Origin of the sequence: Lawsonella sp. (assembly GCF_011525565.1) — a bacterium.
Taxonomy (GTDB): Bacteria; Actinomycetota; Actinomycetes; order Mycobacteriales; family Mycobacteriaceae; genus Lawsonella; species Lawsonella clevelandensis_A.
Window position 1 is genome coordinate 27,828 of the sequence record NZ_WVRS01000008.1, and the last position, 21,726, is coordinate 49,553.

The following is a 21,726-nucleotide window of genomic DNA, read 5'->3' on the forward strand; positions in this document are numbered from 1 at the left end:
CGCACTTATCGCCGCACGTAAATAGGTAGTACCACTACTGATGTCAGTGCGGCACCAATAACTGCAACAAGGATAAGGATGGGGGACACAAGCCCCACATCTGCGGCAGTTATCTGCGCTATCGCCCTGCCTTCCCACACGTTCTTTAAAAGTGGTGTCAGTATCCAGGCATGCACGGCGAATAAGCCAGCGATAGCTACCAGGGAGCCAATGAAGGAGCTCATGACAACTTCTAGTGTGAAGGGAGCTGTAACAGTAGTTCTACTGGCACCGACAAGGCGCATAATTTGTGTAGTTTTACGGCGGGTGAAGGCGGCCATCTGCACCATATTGGCAATAAGGGCAATAGCGCCTAGACCAAGGAAGCCGGCAAGTGCGTATGCACCATTCCGGGTGAGATCGAGGAAACTGAAAAGACGATTAATGAGCTCTCGGGAATCTGAAATATAGATTGCCGGCTGTCCACTATGCGCCTGCACTGCAGGTTGAGCCACATCTGGGAAACGAGCCACAGTTGTCTCTACCGGAGTAGTATCCGTGTTTTCGCCGTCTAGCTTCACTAATAGTGTACCGGGCATAGCGTCAACCTGCGCCCGATCGAATAGTTCAGCAGTGTCGGCGCGGGCGGTTTTTTTACCAACATCAAGTGATTGTTGCTGGTTACGGTAGCGGACTGACTTCACTCCCTTTGTGTCAAGAAGGGCGCTGCGGAGGTCACCACACCCACTCTTGGAGCAGTCAGCGTCTTTCACAGCAACTGTTGGCTCAACAAAAATGGAGATTTCAGTACGATCAACCCATTCTTGTTTAGAATTATCGGCCATTCCCGCAATCAGAATGCCCACACCCAGCATTACGAGGGAGATGGAGGCTGTGACGATCATGGCGAATGTAATGGTGAGATTACGTCGTAGCCCTCGGAAAGCCTCACCGAAAAGAAACTTTGCATTCATTGGTAGGCTCCTTACACGCGCCCATAGACGCCGGACATTTCATCACGAACAACTTTGCCGTGACGCATCTCAATAACGTGTTGACGCAGTTCGTCAACAATACGATCGTCGTGCGTGGCCATGAGAATAGTTGTCCCAGTGCGGTTAATCTTCTGCAGCAAAGAGACAATCTCGTCACTAGTTGCACGGTCTAGATTACCTGTGGGCTCATCGGCCAGCAGAACGAGTGGATGGTTAACGAATGCGCGCGCAATAGCAACCCGCTGTTGTTCACCACCGGAAAGTTCGTTGGGGAATCGACGTCCTTTACCTGCTAGACCCACCATATCGAGGGCCTCGGGCACGGCATCCTTAATAAAGCGATCCCGTTTACCAATAACACGTAGTGCGAAAGCAACATTCTCTTCCACTGTCATGCGTTCCAGCAGGCGATAATCCTGGAATACGCACCCAATGTTTCGACGGTAACGCGAGATTGCCCCGCCGCGGAGTTTATCTACTCGCTGGCCGGCAACCGTGATGGTGCCTGAACGGATCTTCTGGTCTGCGAGGAGTGCAGATAGCACAGTAGATTTACCTGAACCAGATGGCCCGATAATAAAAGCGAATTCGCCTTTATCTACTTGAAAACTGACACTGTCGAGCGCGGGGCGGGTGGCGCCTCGGTATTCAACTGATACATTCTGAACGTCGATCATCACGGTTATCACTCTAAAAGGTTTGTAGGGGTTAGTGCCACCAAACTCATAAGATAAGGGAAAACTGACACTATGGCCGTGTGGCAGAGCCTATGGCCGTGCAGCAGAGTCTGGGGATGACGGCGGCGCCGATGGCTCGTTATTATCCGGTGCGTGTACCGGCGGGAACAGCTGCCGAGTCTCTGCCCCATTCTCACCCGTACTCTCCCCTGGTGAAGGCTCAGCGGGTGTCTTTGATGGTGTGGAACTATCACTCGGTTGCGGCGATGTGACCGATGGCTGCGGCGTTGACGATTGCTGCGGATGCTGCTTCTTGTAATCTTCCCAGGGAATGATGGGAACGGGCTGTACGGTACTGCTTGTTGGTTTTGGCTGAAAAACGTCGAAACGGTCTGATCCGTGGAGATAAATATATGTTGCTAGTAGCGCAATAAAAACAACTGTGAGGATGATAGTTGACGTGGTTTTTCCGCGATGCTCACGGCTATGTTCTTCTTTAAGATGTGTACCGAACGCGTGCTCATCTTTTGTCGGCAGGTGTTTTACTGTTTCCGTTGCTGTTGTTTCTGCAGTTCCTTCCTCCTCCATTAGTCATCCTCCTCTCCAACACCCGCAGAAGCAGTAGCGTCCTCACTGTTTTCGGAAACACTAGTGCCGGTATCTCCTATGGAGTCCACTGCGTGAACTTTGGTGGAGTCCACTCCCAGATCAGCGAGTCTACGGGCTACTCGTGCCCGCAATTCGCGGGATACTTCAAACTGTTTACCGGGAAGAGAACGGGCCACAATACGCAATACCGTTTCTTCCGAACCAATTTCTTCCACCCCAATAACAGTGGGTTTATCAAGTAGAAGATCCCGGAAATGCTGCTCTTTAATAATGTCGTCGCAGAGGTCATGCAATTGTTGCGTAGCCTCAGAAATAAACTGATTCCGCACTGGTACGTCAACAACTGCACGCGCCCAGTCTTTAGAACGGTTAATTGTTTTAATGATCTGCCCATTGGGGACGGTGACAACTTCACCATCTGCGGTGCGCACTCGGGTAATGCGTAAGGTGACGTCTTCTACTGTGCCTTCTGCCGGTTCAATACACCCGGAAATCCAAATGGTCACTACGTCGCCGTACCCATAATGGCGTTCCGTCACCACAAAAAATCCGGCAAGAAAATCTTGGACAACACGCTGCGCACCGAAACCGAGGGCAGCACCAAGCACGGTAGCGGGTGCCACAAGGGAGGTCAGCGACACCCCTAGACGGTCAACAACCCCTACTGCCGCAACGACGACAATAAGAGCCACCACCACATAGGTAATAACTTGTGCCACCGCATAACGGTGCTTCGCGGTTTCTGACTGGACGAGACTGTCGCGGTCTTTTTCTCCCCGCGCAATACTGCGTGTTACACGGTGACTAACGAACCCGGCCAGACGAGCCAGCAGAATGGACCCAATAATGATGAGGAGGATTTGCAGCCCCTGGGTACCAAGCCAGGTGACAACAGAAACCCACCAAGACTTAGACATAATAATCTCTCTTCCCACACGATATATTCGGGGCAGCTAACAGCTTAACGAGTTATTCTCTCAGTTTTGTGCATCTGCTTCGCCAGTTGCGCGCCAGCGAATACCGGACTCCAAAAAACCATCAATATCGCCATCGAGGACCGCCTGCGGATTATTCACCTCGTAGCCGGTTCGCAGATCCTTCACCATCTGGTAGGGGTGCAATACGTAGGAGCGCATTTGGTTACCCCAGCTGGCATTACCGCCGGTACCAAGTTCCCGCAGCGCCTCCTTCTCCTCCTGGCGCTTCTTTTCTAGAAGGCGAGATTGCAGCACTGCCATAGCAGCCGCCTTATTTTGTAGCTGGGATTTCTCATTCTGGCAGGTAACAACAATGCCAGTGGGAAAGTGCGTTATGCGTACTGCAGAATCCGTGGTGTTCACCGACTGCCCGCCAGGACCGGACGAATGGTACACGTCTACGCGGATATCCGAGTCGGGAATATCGATATGATCAGTCTGTTCCACGACCGGCAGTACTTCTACCTCTGCAAAGGATGTTTGCCGGCGGTGTGCATTGTCGAAGGGGCTGAGACGAACAAGGCGATGCGTACCCTGTTCTACGGAGAGGGTTCCATACGCATACGGCTCATGCACGACGAACGTGGCCGATTTAATGCCGGCTTCTTCCGCATAGGAAGTGTCATATAAATCGACTTTTGCCCCCCGTTTTTCCGCCCAGCGAATATACATACGCAGCAACATTTCTGCGAAGTCTGCAGCGTCAACACCGCCCGCCCCGGAACGAATGTTAACGACGGCATCACGTTCATCTAACTCACCGGATAGCAGTGTGGTTATTTCTGCAGATTCAATATCCGTCCGCAGTGCGCTTCGCTCCGCATCGGCAAGATCATTGGCGTCCTGCTGTGCAGCCGCGTCGTCCTCTTCTTCTGCTAACTCGTACATGACGGGGAGATCATTGAGCCGGTCGCGTAGAGACGTCATTTTTCTCAGCTGCGCCTGTGTCTGAGAAAGTTGGCTGGTGACGTGCTGGGCGTAATCCTGGTCATTCCACAAGTCTGGATCGGCGGCCTTTTGCTCTAATTCCTCCACCCGGCGGCGTAATTCTTCCGGGTTAAGAACTTTTTCAATGGAAACAAGCCGGCTTTTAAGATCCTCAATATCAGCGGAAATTTCAGGGGTCATAGAGCCAGGATACCGGCTGCACACTACCAGGTGGTAGCAGAGACAAAGGAAGTCCCCCACAGTAGGCTGCGGGGGACTTCCTCAATAATTGGTACAGGTGAATGACTGGGTGCGTGAATTACTTGACGCCAGTGAGACGACGACTGGATTTCTCTCCACCGGTTTGGTCGAGAATGTCCTCTCCGCGGTAGCCGGAGCGGAGGGTTCCATCACTTGTCATGGCGCCAACAGCGAGTGCGTCACCGCGACGAATGAGGTAGTCGCGGAGTAGGTTGGCACGCTCACGTCCGGTGATGCCTTGCTCGGAGGGTTCATCAACACCCCACCGCAAAATGACGCCCTTCATGTCAGGGACAGGATCAACAGTCATCTTGCAGGAAACGACGATAACGAAATCCGCCTTTTTGAAAAGGTCTTCGTCAACAGGGGTGGAGACACCATCAAGGGTGATACCAATCTCGGCGCAGGCAGCTACACAATCCGCGTCTCGGGAAAGACCCTTTTCGCAGTCGGTGCCTGCAGAGTATGCCTTAAAAAGATGGCCGTGGCGAGCATTGGTAATCGCTTCCGCCATAGCGCTCTTTTCAACATTATTAGCGCCTAGGAAGTAGACGATAGGGAGATTTTCAGTAGTGCTCATGCCGCCCATACTAAAACCACACCTACCTAATTCCCAAGACAAATGTGGCATTTTAGACAACATATCAACTGTTAATAGTTACATAAGTACTAGCGCAATTTAGCACTATCTACTAATTCAACTGGTCTAATACATTTTTTACGGTACTGATAGCCCGTTGTGCCTGTGATGGAAATAAACCGGCGCAGCCACCAATACGCAACCCACTTCGCTGCCATGGCACACTGGGCGGACGGAAACAACCAACCTCTACCCCCATCGCACTAAGACACCGTTGCGCCTCCAATGCAGACACCGGATCGCCTAACGGAATAGCCATTACCCCTGTGCGTGTAGCAGGTAGATCCAGGACATGCGCAAACATGTTCATCTGCTGATGTAATGCCTGTACACGATCTGGCTCTGCGGACAGAATACGGAGTGCTTCTGTGGCCGCAGCAGCACACGCGGGGGCTAATGCCGTATCAAAGATGAAGGAACGAGCAGTGGTGACCATATGGTCCCGTAACTGCTGAGAACACAGTACTGCACCGCCCTGGCTTCCCAATGCTTTCGAAAGAGTACACGTTATGACACAATCATCTGGCGCGATGTCCCTAGCCCATAGTGTGTGTAGGTTCCCACGTCCATCGTCTCCTAAAGTGCCCAATCCGTGGGCGAAATCTGCGATAAGGAGGGGGCCTGCTGCATGCGTGGCCTGGTAAATAGTTGCGATATCGAGGACACTGCCGTCTGTTGAATCGACAACATCGCATACCACTACCGCCGACGCAGCAGACTGGAGTGCATTGGTAAGAGCACGAGGGTCTGTACAGTCACACACTATTCGTGGTGCTTTAGTAAGCCGACATGCATCGATAAGACTGGCATGGTTTCGCACATCACAGATAAGAGTGTCGTCAGGCTGCACACATGATGTAACAGCTGCCAGATTAGCCGTATACCCGGAGGAGAAAAGCAGTGCAGCGGGGAAACCTAGAAAGTCTGCTAATGCTTCCTCGCATTCATGGTGAGGCGGAACAGTGCCGCACACAACGCGCGATCCGGTAGCGCCTACTCCCCACTGTTCTATTGCCTGCTGTGCGGCGGCACAAACGCGTGGGTCTTTCGCTAGACCGAGATAGTTATTACTCGCTAAGTCAATGAAATGTCTCTCTGTTGGACGGGCTTCATCATGGCGAATAATATGCGGGGAATCATAAAACATTTGGCTAAGCGGTGGGGGAACATCATTGTGCATAGTGTGCATGGTGTAAGCATATTGCATTCACCTATACAGTGTTCAATAATTGCTCTGTGCAGCACTTTATCGAACCACTCTATCTACCCTCATACTCTCGCATGGACTCCATCTACCCACTTCTACGAGAGTGTTTACGAGGCACCACACCCCCACTTGTCGTACTCCCCGCCAACCCCGTCGAAGCACAACGACTACACCACCACTTCGTTGGCAAACCCGCGCCGGGTAGCGCACTCATTATGACAACCTCCGGTACCACCGGAACACCCAAAGGCGCCCGCCTCTCCGCCGCCACACTACGCGCCTCCATCGACAGCACCCACACCGCACTCGGCGGACCAGGACGCTGGCTACTCGCCGTCCCCGCCCACCACATTATCGGCATGCAAGTACTTCTCCGCAGCCTTCACACCGGCTACCCACCCGTCACCATGCCCATCGATGACGGGTTCCAACTAGCTGCCCTCCCCGACGCCATCACCGAACTATTAGAAGGTCACCACACCCAGCCTCAACCTCAGTCTCAACCCCAGACACAGTCACAGTCACAGCCACAGCGGCGACACTATGCGTCACTGGTTCCCAACCAACTAGACACCCTCTACCAGGATCTTCACTCATCACGTCCAGACACTCGCCGCACTGCCGAAAAAGCCCTCCACGCATGCGCTCAATTAGATGCCATTCTGTCCGGAGGGGCACCACTACCCCAACACATAGACGACTACCTCACCGCTGCCGGACTCACCATTGTGCGCGGCTACGGCAGTTCAGAAGTAGCCGGCGGAGTCCTTTTCGACGGCCGCCCCGGCCCCGCCACACAAATCCGTGTTGACCCCACCACCCACCGTATAAGCATTAGCGGAGATACCCTCGCAGACGGCTACGTCGGTATGGACACCCACCCCGACTGGACTGTAGAGAGCAGCGGGGACAACTGCGAAAGCGACGACCAAAGTAACAGCCGACGCTGGTATCACACGCACGACCTGGGACACTGGACAGCCGACGGACGCCTCATTATTGACGGACGCCTCGACGAAGCCATCAACAGCGGCGGAATTATGGTTATCCCACAACCCCTCGAAAAACTCCTCCTCACCCACCCACAGGTGAAAGACTGCGCCATCATAGGCCTTCCCCACCCACATTTCGGGCACCGCGTTACCGCCGTCATCGTGCCGGAAGACGGTGCCACACCACCAACACTGGACGAAATATGCGGTGTACTCGAATCCACATTTGACTACTATTCCCTCCCGAAAGACCTCATTATCCTGCCCCACCTGCCACACCGCAGTAACGGCAAACTCAACCGCCAACTACTGGTAAGCCTTGCCCAACAGAAACACTCTTCCCACCCTCGATAATCACCCCAAAAGACACTACCGTGGACAGTGTGAATACGACGATCGACAACATACACCTCGCTACTCACCTTGTTTACACTGCTGGGAACCTCGCCTACAGAATGCGAGGACAAGGCCTTACCATCGACACCAAAACATCCATCTCCGACGTCGTGACACAAGCCGACCGGGCCGCGGAAGAATACGTCACCTCCACACTCATCCAACAACGCCCAGACGACTCCGTCCTGGGCGAGGAAGGCACCCTCCGGCTAGGGGAAAGCGGCACCCGCTGGACCATTGATCCCGTAGATGGCACCTACAACTTCGCCAACAATTTTGAATACTGGTGCTCCGCCATCGCCTTCACCGAAAACGACCCCACTGATCCGGTACGACTCCGCAGCCGCGAACGCTACCTCTCCCCCTCCAACACCGTCACCGCAGGAGCCGTCTACCAGCCCTGCACCCATAACCTCTGGGTAGGCGGAAAGAACATTCCCACCACCCGCAACGGGCAACCCATCCCCCACTTCGGCGACCCCGCACGAGAAACCCCTAGTAGTCTCGCCTCTGCCTGCATCAACACCTACCTACACCCCACTTTCTACCACAACCCCGAGGTTTATGCGGCTTTCCTCCGCGTTATTGAACGCTGCGCCACCTACCGCATGATGGGCTCCGCATCAGTCGATCTAGCCTCCACTGCAGAAGGAGACACCGACCTTTGGATACAGCACCGCCTACCCGACTGGGACCGCCTGCCCGGCGCAGCACTAGTACTAGGTGTGGGTGGAGCCGTGCAGGATGTTGAGGTTGCGGGGGAAGTGTGGACTATTGCGGGCGCGCCGCATCTTGTGAAGGAAGCGACTGCTGCGCTACAAGGTGCCGCATTACAAAGGGACTAACCTGTGTACACTCTGAGCCTAGTAGTAGGCTAGCCTTAAGAAATCTGTGCAGGTTGTAGCGCAGGTTACAGCGAGTGGAATTGATGTAACCACCCGGTCCACAACATAAGGAGAATCTGGCAGTGAATGCCTACCCGCCCGCCTTCAACACTCTTCCCGGTACGGAAGGTACCTACCATGATGACCTCCGTATTGCGTGGGAACTCGCGGACATTGCAGATAGCATCACCATGGATCGCTTCGAGGCAGAGAACCTCCGTGTGGATGCTAAACCCGATCTCACCCCTGTTTCTGACGCGGATTTAGCTGTTGAACGCGCTATCCGCACACACCTCCAGGAGCACCGCCCCGACGATGACATTGTGGGGGAGGAATTCGGCGGCACTGCGGAATATGTAGGACGACAGTGGGTTATTGACCCCATTGATGGCACCAAGAATTTTGTGCGCAACGTCCCCACGTGGGCCACTCTTATCGCGCTGATGGTAGATGGGGTTCCCCGCATGAGTGTTGTGTCCGCACCAGCCCTGCACCGTCGCTGGTGGGCGGCTGAAGGTGCGGGGGCTTACCGCTGCTGCGCTAGCTCACCCGCGAAACGCATTCACGTTTCCGAAGTGAGCAACCTCTGCCATGCCTCCATTTCTTTTTCCAGCTTGGTTGGCTGGAAGCGGAAGAACCTTATGGAGAATTTCATCAATATGATGAACTACTCCTGGCGAATGCGCGGCTACGGGGACTTCTTCTCCTACTGTCTCCTGGCCGAGGGTGCTGTAGATGTGGCGGCCGAGCCGGAAGTATGCCTCTGGGATTTAGCAGCCCTAGATGTTTTAGTGCGTGAAGCCGGTGGACGTTTCAGCTCACTGGATGGCCGCCCCGGCCCCCACAATGGTGAGGCTGTCGCTACTAACGGACTGCTCCACGACCAGGTTTTGCGCGCCATTAATCTGGGTGAACTCCCTCCGCGCAAGTAACGGCGGCGATACTATCCAGAGATGCCGCTAGCCCAGAGACACACCCAGCCCGTTATAGCCAGCCCGCTATATCCAGCTGGTGATCTCCCGTATCCCGTGCAGAGCATTCACCGACCACACTCGATAGTTCTGTAACTCGTCCGCCGGCAGCCACCGCTCCTCCACGCGGAACCCCTGCCGATGCGCCGCCTCCTCCACTACAGTGCGCATAGTGGAGGGCATGACGGCATCCTGCAGAGGTGCACACAGCACGTCACCATCCCACCAGAGAATAGCGGAGTGACTTCCCTCCCGAACCATCCCCCACCGGTCAACAAGGACCACTTCATGAGCTCCCCCTTCCATAGCCAACGAGCGGAGTTTCCCATAGGCGGGCATGTCGGGGCCTTTGATCCGCGGCGTGACGAGTTTCGCATAGGTTTCTTTGAAAACGGGATCTGTTCCCACAATGCCTACAATCTCGGTAAGCCGGGGCGGGCACGGACGAAAAAGATCCGCGCTGCCAGCTTGGGTGGCAGTAACTTGGGCAGTGCTAGTGTGAGTCGCTTGGATAGCATCGGCTTGAGCGGCGGCAGCTTGGATAGTGTCAGCGCTTGTTCCGCCCCACCGGATTTGCGGGAAGAACTCTCCCTCTGTAGGTAAGTGGGCGAGACAGTCCTGGTAAAAATCTGCAGCTTGCGTGGCCGCCTCCACCCCGTACATAGCCTCGACGGAGGACACAAACCGTTGCTGATGAAGCTCCCGCAGACGCTTGTCCCATCGCGCAGCATCACTGCTGTTTTGGCCAGCATCACTACCGCGCCGTTCATCACCGTTGGCGTATGGAAATACAGTGCCAGCGTTCCCCCACATTTGCCCGATCCGTGCCGTAAGGTTTTCCGCCTGCGCGAACATGCCGTCAACAAGGTAGAACGAGTCCACTACAGGCATTGTCCACTGCGCGGGGTCCACTACCGTACCAACCACATAGTTGGCTTTGTGCAGCATCTCCTCATATTCGGCGTGGCAGGAGGAATCTGCGGTAATCGCGCCACCGGCACCAATCAGCACATCCCCACTGCGCATATAGGAGGCCGTGCGGATAATAACGGAGAATGACGCGGATCCGTCATCTCCTAAAAACCCGAGAATCCCAGAGTAGACTCCGCGTGGCTGCGCCTCAATATCTTTAAGCAATTCCACTGTTCGTTCTTTGGGAGCACCCGTCATACTTGCCGGCGGAAAACAGGCGCGCAGTGCGTCGCAGACGGTGAAACCGGGCAGGAGTGTACCCGTTATTTCTGTAACAAGCTGGTGCACTGTGCGGTATGTTTCCACAACCCGATCTTTGGGGACGGTGACGCTCCCCGGCCGGCAGACGCGCGCCACATCGCTTCGTGCCATGTCGATAACCATGAGATTTTCGGCTCGCGTTTTAGGGTCAGTCTGTAAGGCGAACGCCCGGCGCTTATCCTCAGCAGGATCATCCAAGCAACGCGGCGCAGTCCCCTTCATCGGTCTGGTGGTGACACGCCCATCTTTGCTGACATGGAGGAAAAGTTCGAGGGAGGCAGACGCTATGGCCTCCACCGGGCCAGTTGGAAACTCTAGATATGCACCAAAGTTTGTGGGGCAAATATGTCGTAGCTGCTGGTAGGCCTCCCACGGGTGGCGGGTGAGCCGGCGTGGTAGGCGAATAGTATCCGTTAGACAGATTTCGTAGCTTTCACCACGGCGAAGAAGATTCTGGCACGTGGTGAAGGACTTTTTATAGCGGGCCGGGCTGACCGCTACCGCGGCGACTCTTTCTGTTCCAAGTATTGTCGGCGTCTCTGTAGACGGTACTGCTGTAGCTGCTTCTGCCATATCGTCTACCTGCGAGGATCCGACACAATCATGCAAGCGCTCACACAGTACAGTAACCCGGGCAGGATCCGCGCCAGCAAGCTGCCAACAGTTCCTCCTCCCCCACGCCACTACCTCCGTGTGAGCAAAATTCGTGTAATCGTCCTCATAGTCCACAACCCCTATCCAGCCCGCATAAGGATAGGCCGGGGAGCTCTGCTGCATAGGTTGGATAGGCCGCATGGGCTGAATAGGCTGAATGTCTGGCAAGCCTAGCTTTTGCCCCGACTTTTGCGGCTCCCCACATATAGCGATAAGACTTGCCGTCTCCCCTAGACTGTCGTCCAACCAACGCAGACTCTCCCCCGCCTGTACTTCCTCCCGGAACACCGCAGCAATCTGCTCCGCAGTCACGCCCCCAACAGTCTCCACACCCTTAGCCCTTGCTATACTCTCAGCAGGCGCCACACCCTCAACGCTGACGCTTTCACGAATGCTGCATCCACCATCGTTATAACCACTAGCGTTATCGCTACCGTTACCGTTACCGCTACCATTCCGATCCCACCACTCTTGGGTTAGCCGCAGCACATTCATCACTATCTGCACACCGCAAGGGGAATCAATGGACTCCGGGTGAAACTGCACACCCCACCGCGGCGCCCCCGCACACTGGCACCGCTGCGCCTGGTACTGCAGCGACATGACGGTACCGTCCTCCGCCCAGGAAGTTGCTTCTATTCCTGTAGGAAGAGGCTCCGCGATCGCCAACGAGTGGTACCGCACCACCTGCGCATTCTGCTCAATACTGTGCCATATACCGTCACCGTTATGCCGTACATGCGATACCACCCCATGATGCGGACCATGCCCCTCCTGCAGCTGCGCGCCCTCCACAACCGCCATAAGCTGATGCCCCAAGCACACGCCAAACACCGGCACCTGCGAGTGCAGCAGACAGCGGGATACTCCCACATCTTCCGGCACAAGCGGACTGCCCGGGCCAGGTGAGAGCACAATGAGCTGGTACTGTGCTAGCTGATACTGCGCCGGCTGGTACTGCGCCAGTTCCTCTATGCGCGCAGCCTGCCATGAGGGACAATCATGCGGAACGATATCCACATCAATCGCATACCCCAACTGCTGACCAGCGCTATAGAAAAGATGGCTCAAAATATGGGTGTAGGAATCATGATGGTCAACGAGCAGGATACGCATGCTTTGACATTATCCCGATACCACCAAAACACCCCATTGAAACACTCTGCTAAAAGCCCCTGCTACAACACCCCGTTAAAGAGCACTCTGTTAAAGCGCTCTATTAAAGCACAGTGTTCAGGCACCCGTATACTAAAACCACATGTTGCTGTTGCTGGAGAGTAGTACCCGCTACTGCCCCTCTTGTAACGCTACGAGAGGAAAAGGAAGCACGAATGACCGCTTTTGTTCTTGATATCGCCGGTTCTGAATCCACTGGTGGTGCCGGCTGCCAGGCTGACCTACGCACATTCCACCAGCTAGGTGTTTATGGCGCTTGCGCACTTACCTGCATTGTTGCCTTCAACCCCCAGAATGGGTGGGACCACCGTTTCGTCCCCATCGACCCGGCCGTCATCAAGAATCAAACGGAAGCCACTCTGGCCTGCTGGGATATTAACGCCGTCAAAATCGGCATGCTCGGCACTGTCCCCGCAATTGAGGCCACCGCCGACATTCTCTCCACAAACGCATTCCCCCACGTTGTTGTGGATCCCGTCCTCATCTGTAAGGGGCAAGAGCCCGGCGCCGCACTGGATATTGATAATGCTTTGCGGGAGAAGATTCTTCCCCTCGCCACTGTCCTTACTCCCAATCTTGTTGAGGCAGAAATTCTTTCTGGAATGGATACCATCAGCACTGTGGAGGAGCTGACGGAAGCCGCTAAACGCATTGCTGATACTGGTGCCAAGGCTGTTCTGGCTAAAGGCGGCGCGAACCTTCCCGGGGATAAGGCTGTGGACGTGCTGTGGGACGGTAGCGAGGCCACTATCTTCTCCGCCCCTAAGGTGGGTGAACTGCGTGTTTCGGGTGCGGGCGATAGCCTGGCCGCCGCCATTACGGCAGAACTAGCCAAGGGAAATGACCTGCACACGGCTGTTACTACTGCAAAAGAGTTCGTCACCCACGGTATTGAGCAGTCCTTCAGTGCCGGTACACCCTTCGGAGTTGTCTGGCAGGGATAGCTGGCAGGGATAGTGTGTGACGGGCGCCCCGGCTGCCGAACTATCAAACCGCTACATTAGTGGCGGGGCGGGCACCCCGGTGTATGTGCGAGAGCATCGTTATACTGTGCCCGCACACCACCCACATACTTCGGGCGAGTCCGAGCCGCAGTAACATACGCCTCCCCAACCCGGTTGTGTTCCAAGCGAACGGGGACAGCGACAGCATGTAAATGCATACCGATTAGCGTTGAACCAATATCGAGGCCAGCGTCCGCCCGCATGGACTCCACCAACATGGGGTGTGTAAAAGTCTCATAGGCGGCAGTGGCGAAAGACCCGCCGGCGGTGGGGATGGGCCGGGCGTTAACTTCCTCCGCCCACCAGCGGCCCACCATCACTTCACGCTCCACGACAAGAGCACGATTCAAATGCTCACAGCACTGTGCCACCAGGTGAATACCACGCGGCTGCAACACTTCCAGCAGTGCGTCCACTACCGTTTTCCCCACTATGGGGGCAGGCTGGGCACCAATAGCGTGGCCGCTAATTTCCGAGGAGGAACACCCCACAACGAAGAGAGTGCCGGCTGGTATCTCGCTTTTCTCACATAATTCGCTAGCGGCGTCACACACCTGCTGGTGAATCTCTTTAAGTGAGCCTGACATATCCGTCATCCTCCTATACGGTTAGTGAGAATTAAAGCTAGAAGCTGAAAACTGGAGCCTAAAGCTCAGCGGTAAGACCGTTCTGACGCCCCTGCTCAGCGAGTGCATGCACTGGTTCTCCGATCATTCGATAGTCGTACCATCCCTCTATTTCTTCCCCGCCCATATGCTGATACACGTCAATAGCGGGCTGGTTCCAGTCGATAACAGTCCACTCCATACGTGCCCAGCCTTTCTCCTCCATAATCAACGCTAACCGTTGAAAGAGAAGTGACGCATAGCCTTTCCCACGTGCTTCCGGACGGACAAAAAGATCCTCCATGTGGATTCCATAGGAACCCTCCCAGGTGGAATAGGTGACGAACCAGAGAGCCATACCCTGCACACCGTCTTCGTCCTCCACCAGTTCAGCCCACACTTGCGGATTGTCCCCAAACATTGTCTCCACAATCTGTTCAAGAGACGTCCTTACCCTGTCAGAGGCTTTTTGAAACTCGGCAAGGTTGCACACAAGATCGTAGATAACGGGGGCGTCAGCAATAGTGGCGCGCCTGATAATAGGGAACGTCATAAGTATTAATGCTTTCGGTAGAGGGTTTTACGCTGGTACACCGGCTCGGAGGTCACAAGAACACCCAAGTTACGGAAAATACCAGTATCCACTGATCCCAGGATAGTAGTGGTATGAACATCGCACCCACGTAATGCGCGCAGTTGTTCCAATGCCCGGCGCGCATAATCATCGGTATTCGCAGACACTGACAATGCGATCAGTACTTCATCTGTATGCAGCCGCGGATTACGGGATCCCAAATGCTGAGTTTTAAGAGTTTGAATAGGCTCAATAGATTCACGCGCAAGCAATTCCACCTCATGCGGTATCCCCGCCAAATACTTCAACGCATTCAGCAACATAGCCGAGGAACACCCCAGTAGCGGGCTCGTCTTACCCGTGATAATAGTGCCGTCCGCTAGCTGGATAGCGGCTGCTGGCGCGTCTGTTTCGGCGGCAACCTGCAAGGCAGGTGTCACTACGGCACGATCCTCCGTACTGAGATGCATCTTGCTCATCAGAAGGGCGATGCGATCAGACTGGGTGGATTCCAGAGCCTGCTGCTTCTCATACACTTGCGCATGATAGAAGCGACGAATGATCTCCTGCTTCGCAGCCTCCCGGCACGCCTCATCATCACTGATGCAATACCCCGCCATATTGACACCCATATCCGTAGGCGACTGGTAAGGGGACTCCCCCATCACGCCTTCCAGAAGCTGTTTCAGAACAGGGAAAACATCCGCGTCACGGTTATAGGACACCACCTGCTTACCGTAGGCAGCCAGGTGGAAGGGGTCGATAATGTTAGCGTCTTCCAGATCAGCAGTAGCCGCCTCGTACGCAACATTGACGGGGTGGTCCAGGGGAAGATTCCATATGGGGAACGTCTCAAACTTGGCGTAACCAGACTTCATACCGCGCTGATTCTCCGCATAAATCTGGGAAAGACACACCGCCATCTTCCCGGACCCGGGGCCCGGCGCCGTCACCACAACAAGGTCACGGGTAGTGTCCACGTACTCGTTTTTACCGTAGCCTTCATCGGAGAGAATACGGCTGATCTTATTGGGGTAGCCGGCAATAGGATAGTGGCGCCGCACCGTCACCCCCATACGGTCCAGTTTGCGACGGAAATCCTGGGCCTGCGCATTGTCATCACTCCACCGAGTAATAACAACATTATTAACAAGAAAACCGCGCGAGCGGAAAACATCCACCAGGCGAAGAACATCCTCCTCATAGGAGATTCCCAAGTCCGCACGAACCTTATTACGAGTGAGATCCTCCGCGTTAAGAACGACGAGGATTTCCATCTCATCCTTCATCGACTCCAACATGAGGATTTTATTGTCCGGGGTGAAACCGGGAAGAACACGCGATGCGTGCATATCGTCGAAGAGTTTTCCCCCCATTTCCAGGTAAAGACGTCCACCGAACTGGGCGCGACGCTCCTTAATATGCTGCGACTGCAGAGCAATGTATTTCTGACGGTCAAAGCCAATAGTATTCACTCCGACGTCTCCTCTTCGATTATGAATTCACCTATGAAATTTGGACAGAATTGTCCCTATTATTCTTTCACACAGCTGCTCTCCCACTATGCGGAACAACAGCCAGCTAGCTTTTTAAGACACTACTTAATCTTCCGAGGGCACTTCATCACTGTAGAAATCATCACAAAATTCGCCAGGTTCCGAACCGGTAGGAACTTCCCCCATAGAACCGCCACCATCGGGAATATTCCCAACAGTTACCGCCGGATCCTCATCACTACTTTTGCTATACAGCATGCCCAACTGGTGTTCTTCTGCCACCGGGCCAATATCGCCGTCTTTCACACGCCCTACAAAACCAAAAATTTCCTGCTTCACTACCGGTGCCAGGAAGTAAAGTCCCACCAAATTAGGGATTGACATGAGGAAAAGCATGGCGTCGGAGAAATCCACAATAGGCGCCAGTGACGTTGTAGCACCCACCACAATAAGAAGAATAAAAATAATGTTGTAGATCTTTTCGGCCTTACGAGATCCCCCACAGAGAAAACCTACCGCCTTGCAGCCATAAAAGGAGTAGGACAACATTGTTGAAAAAGCAAAAAGTGCAACCGCCACAGCCAGCACATACGACAACCATGGTGCAGCAGTTGACCACGCTTTAGACGTTAAAGAGACCCCCTCTGCCCCCGGCCCCACATTCTGCCACACTCCAGTAATAACCACGGTGAGGGACGTAATAGAGCAGACCACCACAGAATCCACAAAAGGCTCCCACATAGCTACAAAACCCTGCGATGCCGGACGGCGAGTTTTCACAGCCGAATGGGCAATACCTGCCGTCCCCACCCCTGCAGCATTAGAAAATGCGGCACGACGGAATCCAATAATCATGGCCCCAACAATTCCCCCTGCGGCGCCCCTACCAGTAAAAGCCCCCTCGAAAATAGCACGGAATGCGGCAGGTAATTGGTGAATATTACACCCGATAACCACTAAACACGTCACCACATAGATACCCGCCATAATCGGCACAATGCGGGACGTATAACTACCGATTTTGGTAATACCACCCAAAATAACTAGGGCCACCAAAACTGCGATAGCCACCCCAATAGCCCACCGGTAAGACTCTAACGCTCCCCCGGAAACAGCCACAATCTGTGACGTGGCCTGATTCGCCTGAAACATATTACCGGCGCCAGTCATACCGAAAACAGTTGTGACAGCAAATATAGTGGAAAGGACCTTACCTAATTTTTCGTGCCCCTGCTGCTTCAAACCATCCCGCAGATAGTACATGGGGCCACCATCAGTAGTACCGTCCTCACGAACAATACGGAACTTCGACCCCAAGGTTGCTTCCGCCATCTTGACGGACATTCCCAACACGCCCGCTACCGCAATCCACAAGGCAGCACCCGGCCCCCCAGCCGTAATAGCAATAGCCACACCCGCAATATTGCCCAACCCGACAGTACCCGAAAGCTCCGTCGCTAACGCCTGAAAAGACGTTACCTCACCAGGATCCGTCTCCCGCGCAAAACGACCACGGATAAGATTGTAGGAAAGCTTTTGCGAATGAGGGCGAAGCTGCTGAACTCCAAGATAAACAGTAAAAAAGACGGAGCCGGCAAGAAGCCACACAAGAATAAGAGGGAGCCTATTGCTCCCTATGGGAATATCACAGAAAACAACAGATGACACCGCATGGGAAATAGGCACCATCACTGTTTCTATAGCGTTATTAATAGGACTAGCTGCAAGAATCATAAAATTAAAGTCGTCCTTCACAACAGGAGATTTTCCCAGCCTAACGTGATCACTTTTTTCCACGCAAGATAACAAAACGATAAAAAGCCCGTGTTCGCACACTGAGAACAAACCCACGAATAAGAAGAACTCGGTTCCTTCTAGGAACCGAGTTCTTCTTAACGACACCCAGAGCAGCATCACCGAATGGGATAAAACCATTTACGGAGACAGACTGTCCTAGACCGACCTCTAGAGGTTATCGATCCTCCAACTGACGATCGTCACTGCTCTGGTCCTCTTTCATCCTCTTAAAAACCTGAAAAGTCACTACATCGGCAGACGAAACCATGCACATACAGAAAACAAAATTCAAGGGAGACCAAGCACCAGGCACAGTGAGTACAATAATGAGTGCCGCTAAAACAAGTACATCTGATCCTATCGATAGCGCGAAAATTACAGCAGATCTCTTCAACTAAACTCTCCAGATCCAATCCCTACTGATTTTCCAATTGAGATTTTTTACTGGTCTGATGTTCTTTTTGAAGTCCTCCGACTACACGGAAAATTGCTGAAGCTCCAATAATCACAGAACCTACGGCACCAATGAAAGTAGGAACAGACCAAACACCGGGTACAGTAAGTTCAACAGCTATCACCGAAAAGCCACACGAAACTGCTATTACTGCCATCGTGAGAGCTATGGATGGTTTCAACTGAACTCCTCGAATCTAATTTCTTTGCGCTACGACAACATCTCAGTGGTTGCCAGTATCTACTGCTTTACTGGAAATTATCTTGAAAAGACTGCAATACAAGTAATTTCGTGCCGACTCAGTATTTATAGTAACAAGAATATTTTTTGAAAAATATAAATTCTATTGAATTGATTATGAAAAGTATTGTTCGAGTACTAAAAACAACTCTAGTAAATAGGAAGAACTCGGTTCCTTCTAGGAACCGAGTTCTTCCTTCTTAGTAGCGGGGGCTGGATTCGAACCAACGACCTCTGGGTTATGAGCCCAGCGAGCTACCGAGCTGCTCCACCCCGCGATGTTGTATGGATAACGTTAGTTCACCGTGGGGTTAATAAGCAAATTAATCATGAACTATTGAGTTATTTTCCTGCGTTTTGGTAGTCCTGTACCGCCTTATCAAGATTCTCCAAAGCCCTGCCAAACTCACTCATGTCGCCTGATGCTTGCGCCTGTTTCAGATTGGCCAGTGCCTCATCTAGTTTCGCAGCGGCAGCATCACGCGTCATACGATCTGGCGTGGATTTCTTAGCGACGGGGGGAACACTACTGTCGTTTTCGGCACCTTCTGGCTGCTCAACTAGCGACCCGTCCAGCCCCACTTGCTCCAACGCATCGGCAAGGGACCTGCCATACCCCATACGGTTGTTATACATCACCATGACACGAATGAGCTTCGGGTAAGCGGAATCTTGTCCCTTCCGCTGTGCATAAAGTGGCTCTACGTAAAGCACACCGCCATCCCCAATAGGGAGGGTAAGCAGGTTACCGTAGATGATAGTGTTAGCGCCCTCCAGCTGCAGTTTCTCGGTTTGGTAACCGCCGGCTGAGGTCATCCGGTCAAGCGCGTTCTTAGGTCCCTGCGTTGTGGTGTTAGTAGGCCACTGCCTAATAGTAATGTGCCCATAATTATCTGGATCTGACGAAACAGAAATCTGTGAAGATAAGAACTCACGCTGATTCCACAACATAGGGGTTGTCAGCTGGAAGCTGGGCCGGCCCGTACGAGGATCCGCAGAAACCACGTAGTACGGTGGTTGGTCGAAAATACCGTGCGAGTCTGCACCCACAGCGGCCTCATTGTCACTCATCGTCGGTTCATTAGGAACCTGCCAGTAAGAGCCCCCCGTGTAGAAGCCCATAGGGTTCGTCACATGGTAACGGGAGAGGATTTCACGCTGCACTTTAAACATATCCTCCGGGTAGCGGATATGTTGACGAAGCTGCTCAGACATCTCCGACTTTTCTTTTACCAAACCCGGGAAAACACCTTTCCACGCACGCAACACTGGGTCCTTCTCATCGAAAGAATACAGTTGCACAGTACCGTCATAGGCATCAACAACCGCTTTCACAGAATTGCGCAGATAGGATACTTGCTTCATAGTGGGGGACCATTCCCGCCGCGCAGTTTGTGAGTCCGTATCAACCTCACCAAGATTAATTTTCTGCGCATACGGTAGTGAATCCAAAGTGGTGTAAGCATCAACAATCCACTTAATATGCCCATCAATAACAGTTGGATATGCGGACGTATCGGCCGTAAGCCATGGGGCAACTGCCTCCACACGTGCACGCGGATCCCGGTTGAGAAGAATCTTCGTATTTCCGTTAATGAGGTTGGAAAGAATGAAATTCAACTCATGGTATTCAATGGCGTAGGCAAGACGGTTCGCGAAACCACCCGCATGAACGCCACCTTTACCCTGATACGTGTAGTTTTCCCCCTCAACGTCATACTCTTGCGAATCGCCAGCGGTTTTAACGAGGGCGTAATCAGGATCCTGCTTAGCGATAAGCGGCCCATAGTACACACGCGGTTCACGTAGATCGAGGTGCGCCGTTCCATTATTGGCAGTAGTATGCTGCTGCCCCTGCTTCGCAGCGAGAGACTGCAAGTCATACACTTCATATTTCGGATTACCGCCACGGTCACCCGCATCCGTAACAATGGCGTCCACAGTATTCGCAGGAGCCATCACAATACCATTGCCGTGGGTATACACCGTATGGCGGTTAATCCAGTCCGTCTGGTTACCCGACAATGCACTTGGATTAATCTCGCGTACCGCTACCACATAGTCCTGCAACTCATTACCCACATGATAACGATCAATAGTAAGCGTATCGGGGAAGCCATAAAAAGACCGCAACTGCTTCGACTGCGTAAACGCAGGCGACAAAACATTAGGATCCAAAAGACGAATATTAGAAAGAGTAGACGCTACACCCTTTCCCCCCGGTTGCGGCGCCGGAGCATTCTCCTTGCCGAAACTAGGCATTACCGTGAGATTGTCATCACGCAAGTTATAGGCGAACCGAGTGGCCTTAATATTACGTGCAATAAACTCCGCTTCCTTATTAGCCTTATTAGGTTTAACCGACAGCTGCTCCACCGCCCACGGCAGAACACCACCCACGGCCACTTCACCAATCAGCATGATGGCGGTTGCTAATGCGGGTACACGCAAATCTTTAACCACAAAGCTGACAAAAAACGCTATCGCACACAACACCGCGATAACAGTGAGCAGCAGTTTCGCCGGAATAAGAACATTCGCGGAGGTATAGCCGGCACCAGTGGTCGTCTGCCCCTTGAATTTAATATCCCCCGATAGTAGTTCGTAGCGGTCCAGCCAATACCTAACACCCACCAGAACAAGCAGCACGCCGCCCAGAATAGATATCTGCTTACGCGCTTTATCCGCCAAAATAACACCGCCACGCTGTTTACCCTGACGCACACGGAACTCCAGAGAGCCCTGGAAATAGTGAAGCAGAATATTAAGGACAATACCTATGCTGGCCACACCAATAAGCCACCCAAAAAGGATAGTGAGGAACGGTAGCTGGAAAGCATAGAAACTAAGGTCATGGTTGAATTGTGGATCTTTCACCCCAAAAGATGTGGAGTGGAAAAAGATACTAATCTGCTGCCACTTAAGCTGCAGCGAAAAACCAAAGACAATACCCACAATGACGGCGACAGTAATGAATA

General features: G+C 53.3%; 17 protein-coding genes and 1 tRNA gene. 4 read left to right on the forward strand and 14 right to left on the reverse strand.

What is annotated here, in order from left to right; all coding sequences use genetic code 11:
- Window positions 1-5 precede the first annotated feature (5 nt).
- The 7 genes from QZV76_RS05115 to QZV76_RS05145 form a co-directional block, all read right to left on the reverse strand.
- The gene (locus QZV76_RS05115; protein WP_290598779.1) at window positions 6-953 is read right to left on the reverse strand and encodes a permease-like cell division protein FtsX; all 948 of its coding nucleotides are present in this window, start codon (window positions 951-953) and stop codon (window positions 6-8) included.
- A gap of 11 nt (window positions 954-964) precedes the next feature.
- On the reverse strand, window positions 965-1,651 hold the full coding sequence (locus tag QZV76_RS05120; protein ID WP_290598780.1) for an ATP-binding cassette domain-containing protein: 687 nt from the start codon (window positions 1,649-1,651) through the stop codon (window positions 965-967).
- Window positions 1,652-1,741: 90 nt separating this feature from the next.
- Window positions 1,742-2,239 carry a hypothetical protein gene (locus QZV76_RS05125; protein WP_290598781.1) on the reverse strand — a complete coding sequence of 166 codons (498 nt, stop codon included), beginning with the start codon at window positions 2,237-2,239 and terminating at the stop codon, window positions 1,742-1,744.
- Complete coding sequence (locus QZV76_RS05130; protein ID WP_290598782.1) at window positions 2,239-3,177, reverse strand: mechanosensitive ion channel family protein; 939 nt, start codon at window positions 3,175-3,177, stop codon at window positions 2,239-2,241. The genes QZV76_RS05125 and QZV76_RS05130 overlap by 1 nt, the downstream gene beginning before the upstream one ends.
- Before the next feature lie 60 nt (window positions 3,178-3,237).
- On the reverse strand, window positions 3,238-4,365 hold the full coding sequence (gene prfB, locus QZV76_RS05135; RefSeq protein WP_290598783.1) for a peptide chain release factor 2: 1,128 nt from the start codon (window positions 4,363-4,365) through the stop codon (window positions 3,238-3,240).
- Window positions 4,366-4,483: 118 nt separating this feature from the next.
- On the reverse strand, window positions 4,484-5,005 hold the full coding sequence (locus tag QZV76_RS05140; protein WP_290598785.1) for a low molecular weight phosphatase family protein: 522 nt from the start codon (window positions 5,003-5,005) through the stop codon (window positions 4,484-4,486).
- A gap of 112 nt (window positions 5,006-5,117) precedes the next feature.
- Entirely contained in the window at window positions 5,118-6,272 is a 1,155-nt protein-coding gene (locus QZV76_RS05145) for an aminotransferase class I/II-fold pyridoxal phosphate-dependent enzyme (RefSeq protein WP_290598786.1), read from the reverse strand.
- 74 nt (window positions 6,273-6,346) lie between these two features.
- Between QZV76_RS05145 and QZV76_RS05150 the strand changes: the two genes are divergently transcribed.
- The 3 genes from QZV76_RS05150 to QZV76_RS05160 all read left to right on the forward strand — a co-directional run bounded on the left by QZV76_RS05150 (window position 6,347) and on the right by QZV76_RS05160 (window position 9,476).
- Window positions 6,347-7,618: an AMP-binding protein gene (locus QZV76_RS05150; RefSeq protein WP_290598787.1), complete on the forward strand. Its 1,272-nt coding sequence runs from the start codon at window positions 6,347-6,349 to the stop codon at window positions 7,616-7,618.
- A gap of 29 nt (window positions 7,619-7,647) precedes the next feature.
- Window positions 7,648-8,505, forward strand: a complete 858-nt coding sequence (locus tag QZV76_RS05155) for an inositol monophosphatase (RefSeq protein WP_290598788.1) — start codon at window positions 7,648-7,650, stop codon at window positions 8,503-8,505.
- A gap of 122 nt (window positions 8,506-8,627) precedes the next feature.
- A complete protein-coding gene (locus QZV76_RS05160; protein WP_290598789.1) occupies window positions 8,628-9,476 on the forward strand; it encodes an inositol monophosphatase family protein in 849 nt (282 codons plus the stop codon).
- A gap of 66 nt (window positions 9,477-9,542) precedes the next feature.
- On the opposite strand, the gene QZV76_RS05165 is transcribed toward QZV76_RS05160, so the two are convergent.
- On the reverse strand, window positions 9,543-12,518 hold the full coding sequence (locus tag QZV76_RS05165; protein ID WP_290598790.1) for an aminodeoxychorismate/anthranilate synthase: 2,976 nt from the start codon (window positions 12,516-12,518) through the stop codon (window positions 9,543-9,545).
- Window positions 12,519-12,733: 215 nt separating this feature from the next.
- Between QZV76_RS05165 and thiD the strand changes: the two genes are divergently transcribed.
- On the forward strand, window positions 12,734-13,522 hold the full coding sequence (gene thiD / locus QZV76_RS05170; protein ID WP_290598791.1) for a bifunctional hydroxymethylpyrimidine kinase/phosphomethylpyrimidine kinase: 789 nt from the start codon (window positions 12,734-12,736) through the stop codon (window positions 13,520-13,522).
- Between the two features lie 56 nt (window positions 13,523-13,578).
- On the opposite strand, the gene QZV76_RS05175 is transcribed toward thiD, so the two are convergent.
- The 6 genes from QZV76_RS05175 to QZV76_RS05200 all read right to left on the reverse strand — a co-directional run.
- A complete protein-coding gene (locus QZV76_RS05175; protein ID WP_290598793.1) occupies window positions 13,579-14,169 on the reverse strand; it encodes a TIGR01440 family protein in 591 nt (196 codons plus the stop codon).
- A 58-nt stretch (window positions 14,170-14,227) separates the two neighbouring features.
- Window positions 14,228-14,740 (reverse strand): GNAT family N-acetyltransferase, encoded by a 513-nt coding sequence (locus QZV76_RS05180; protein WP_290598794.1) that lies wholly within the window; start codon window positions 14,738-14,740, stop codon window positions 14,228-14,230.
- 5 nt (window positions 14,741-14,745) lie between these two features.
- Window positions 14,746-16,236, reverse strand: a complete 1,491-nt coding sequence (locus QZV76_RS05185; RefSeq protein WP_290598796.1) for a DUF1846 domain-containing protein — start codon at window positions 16,234-16,236, stop codon at window positions 14,746-14,748.
- Between the two features lie 126 nt (window positions 16,237-16,362).
- The gene (locus QZV76_RS05190) at window positions 16,363-17,991 is read right to left on the reverse strand and encodes an alanine/glycine:cation symporter family protein (RefSeq protein ID WP_290598797.1); all 1,629 of its coding nucleotides are present in this window, start codon (window positions 17,989-17,991) and stop codon (window positions 16,363-16,365) included.
- Window positions 17,992-18,952: 961 nt separating this feature from the next.
- Window positions 18,953-19,026: transfer RNA gene (locus QZV76_RS05195), tRNA-Met, on the reverse strand.
- A gap of 64 nt (window positions 19,027-19,090) precedes the next feature.
- A partial coding sequence (locus tag QZV76_RS05200) for a UPF0182 family protein (RefSeq protein ID WP_290598798.1) occupies window positions 19,091-21,726 on the reverse strand: 2,636 nt, incomplete at its 5' end.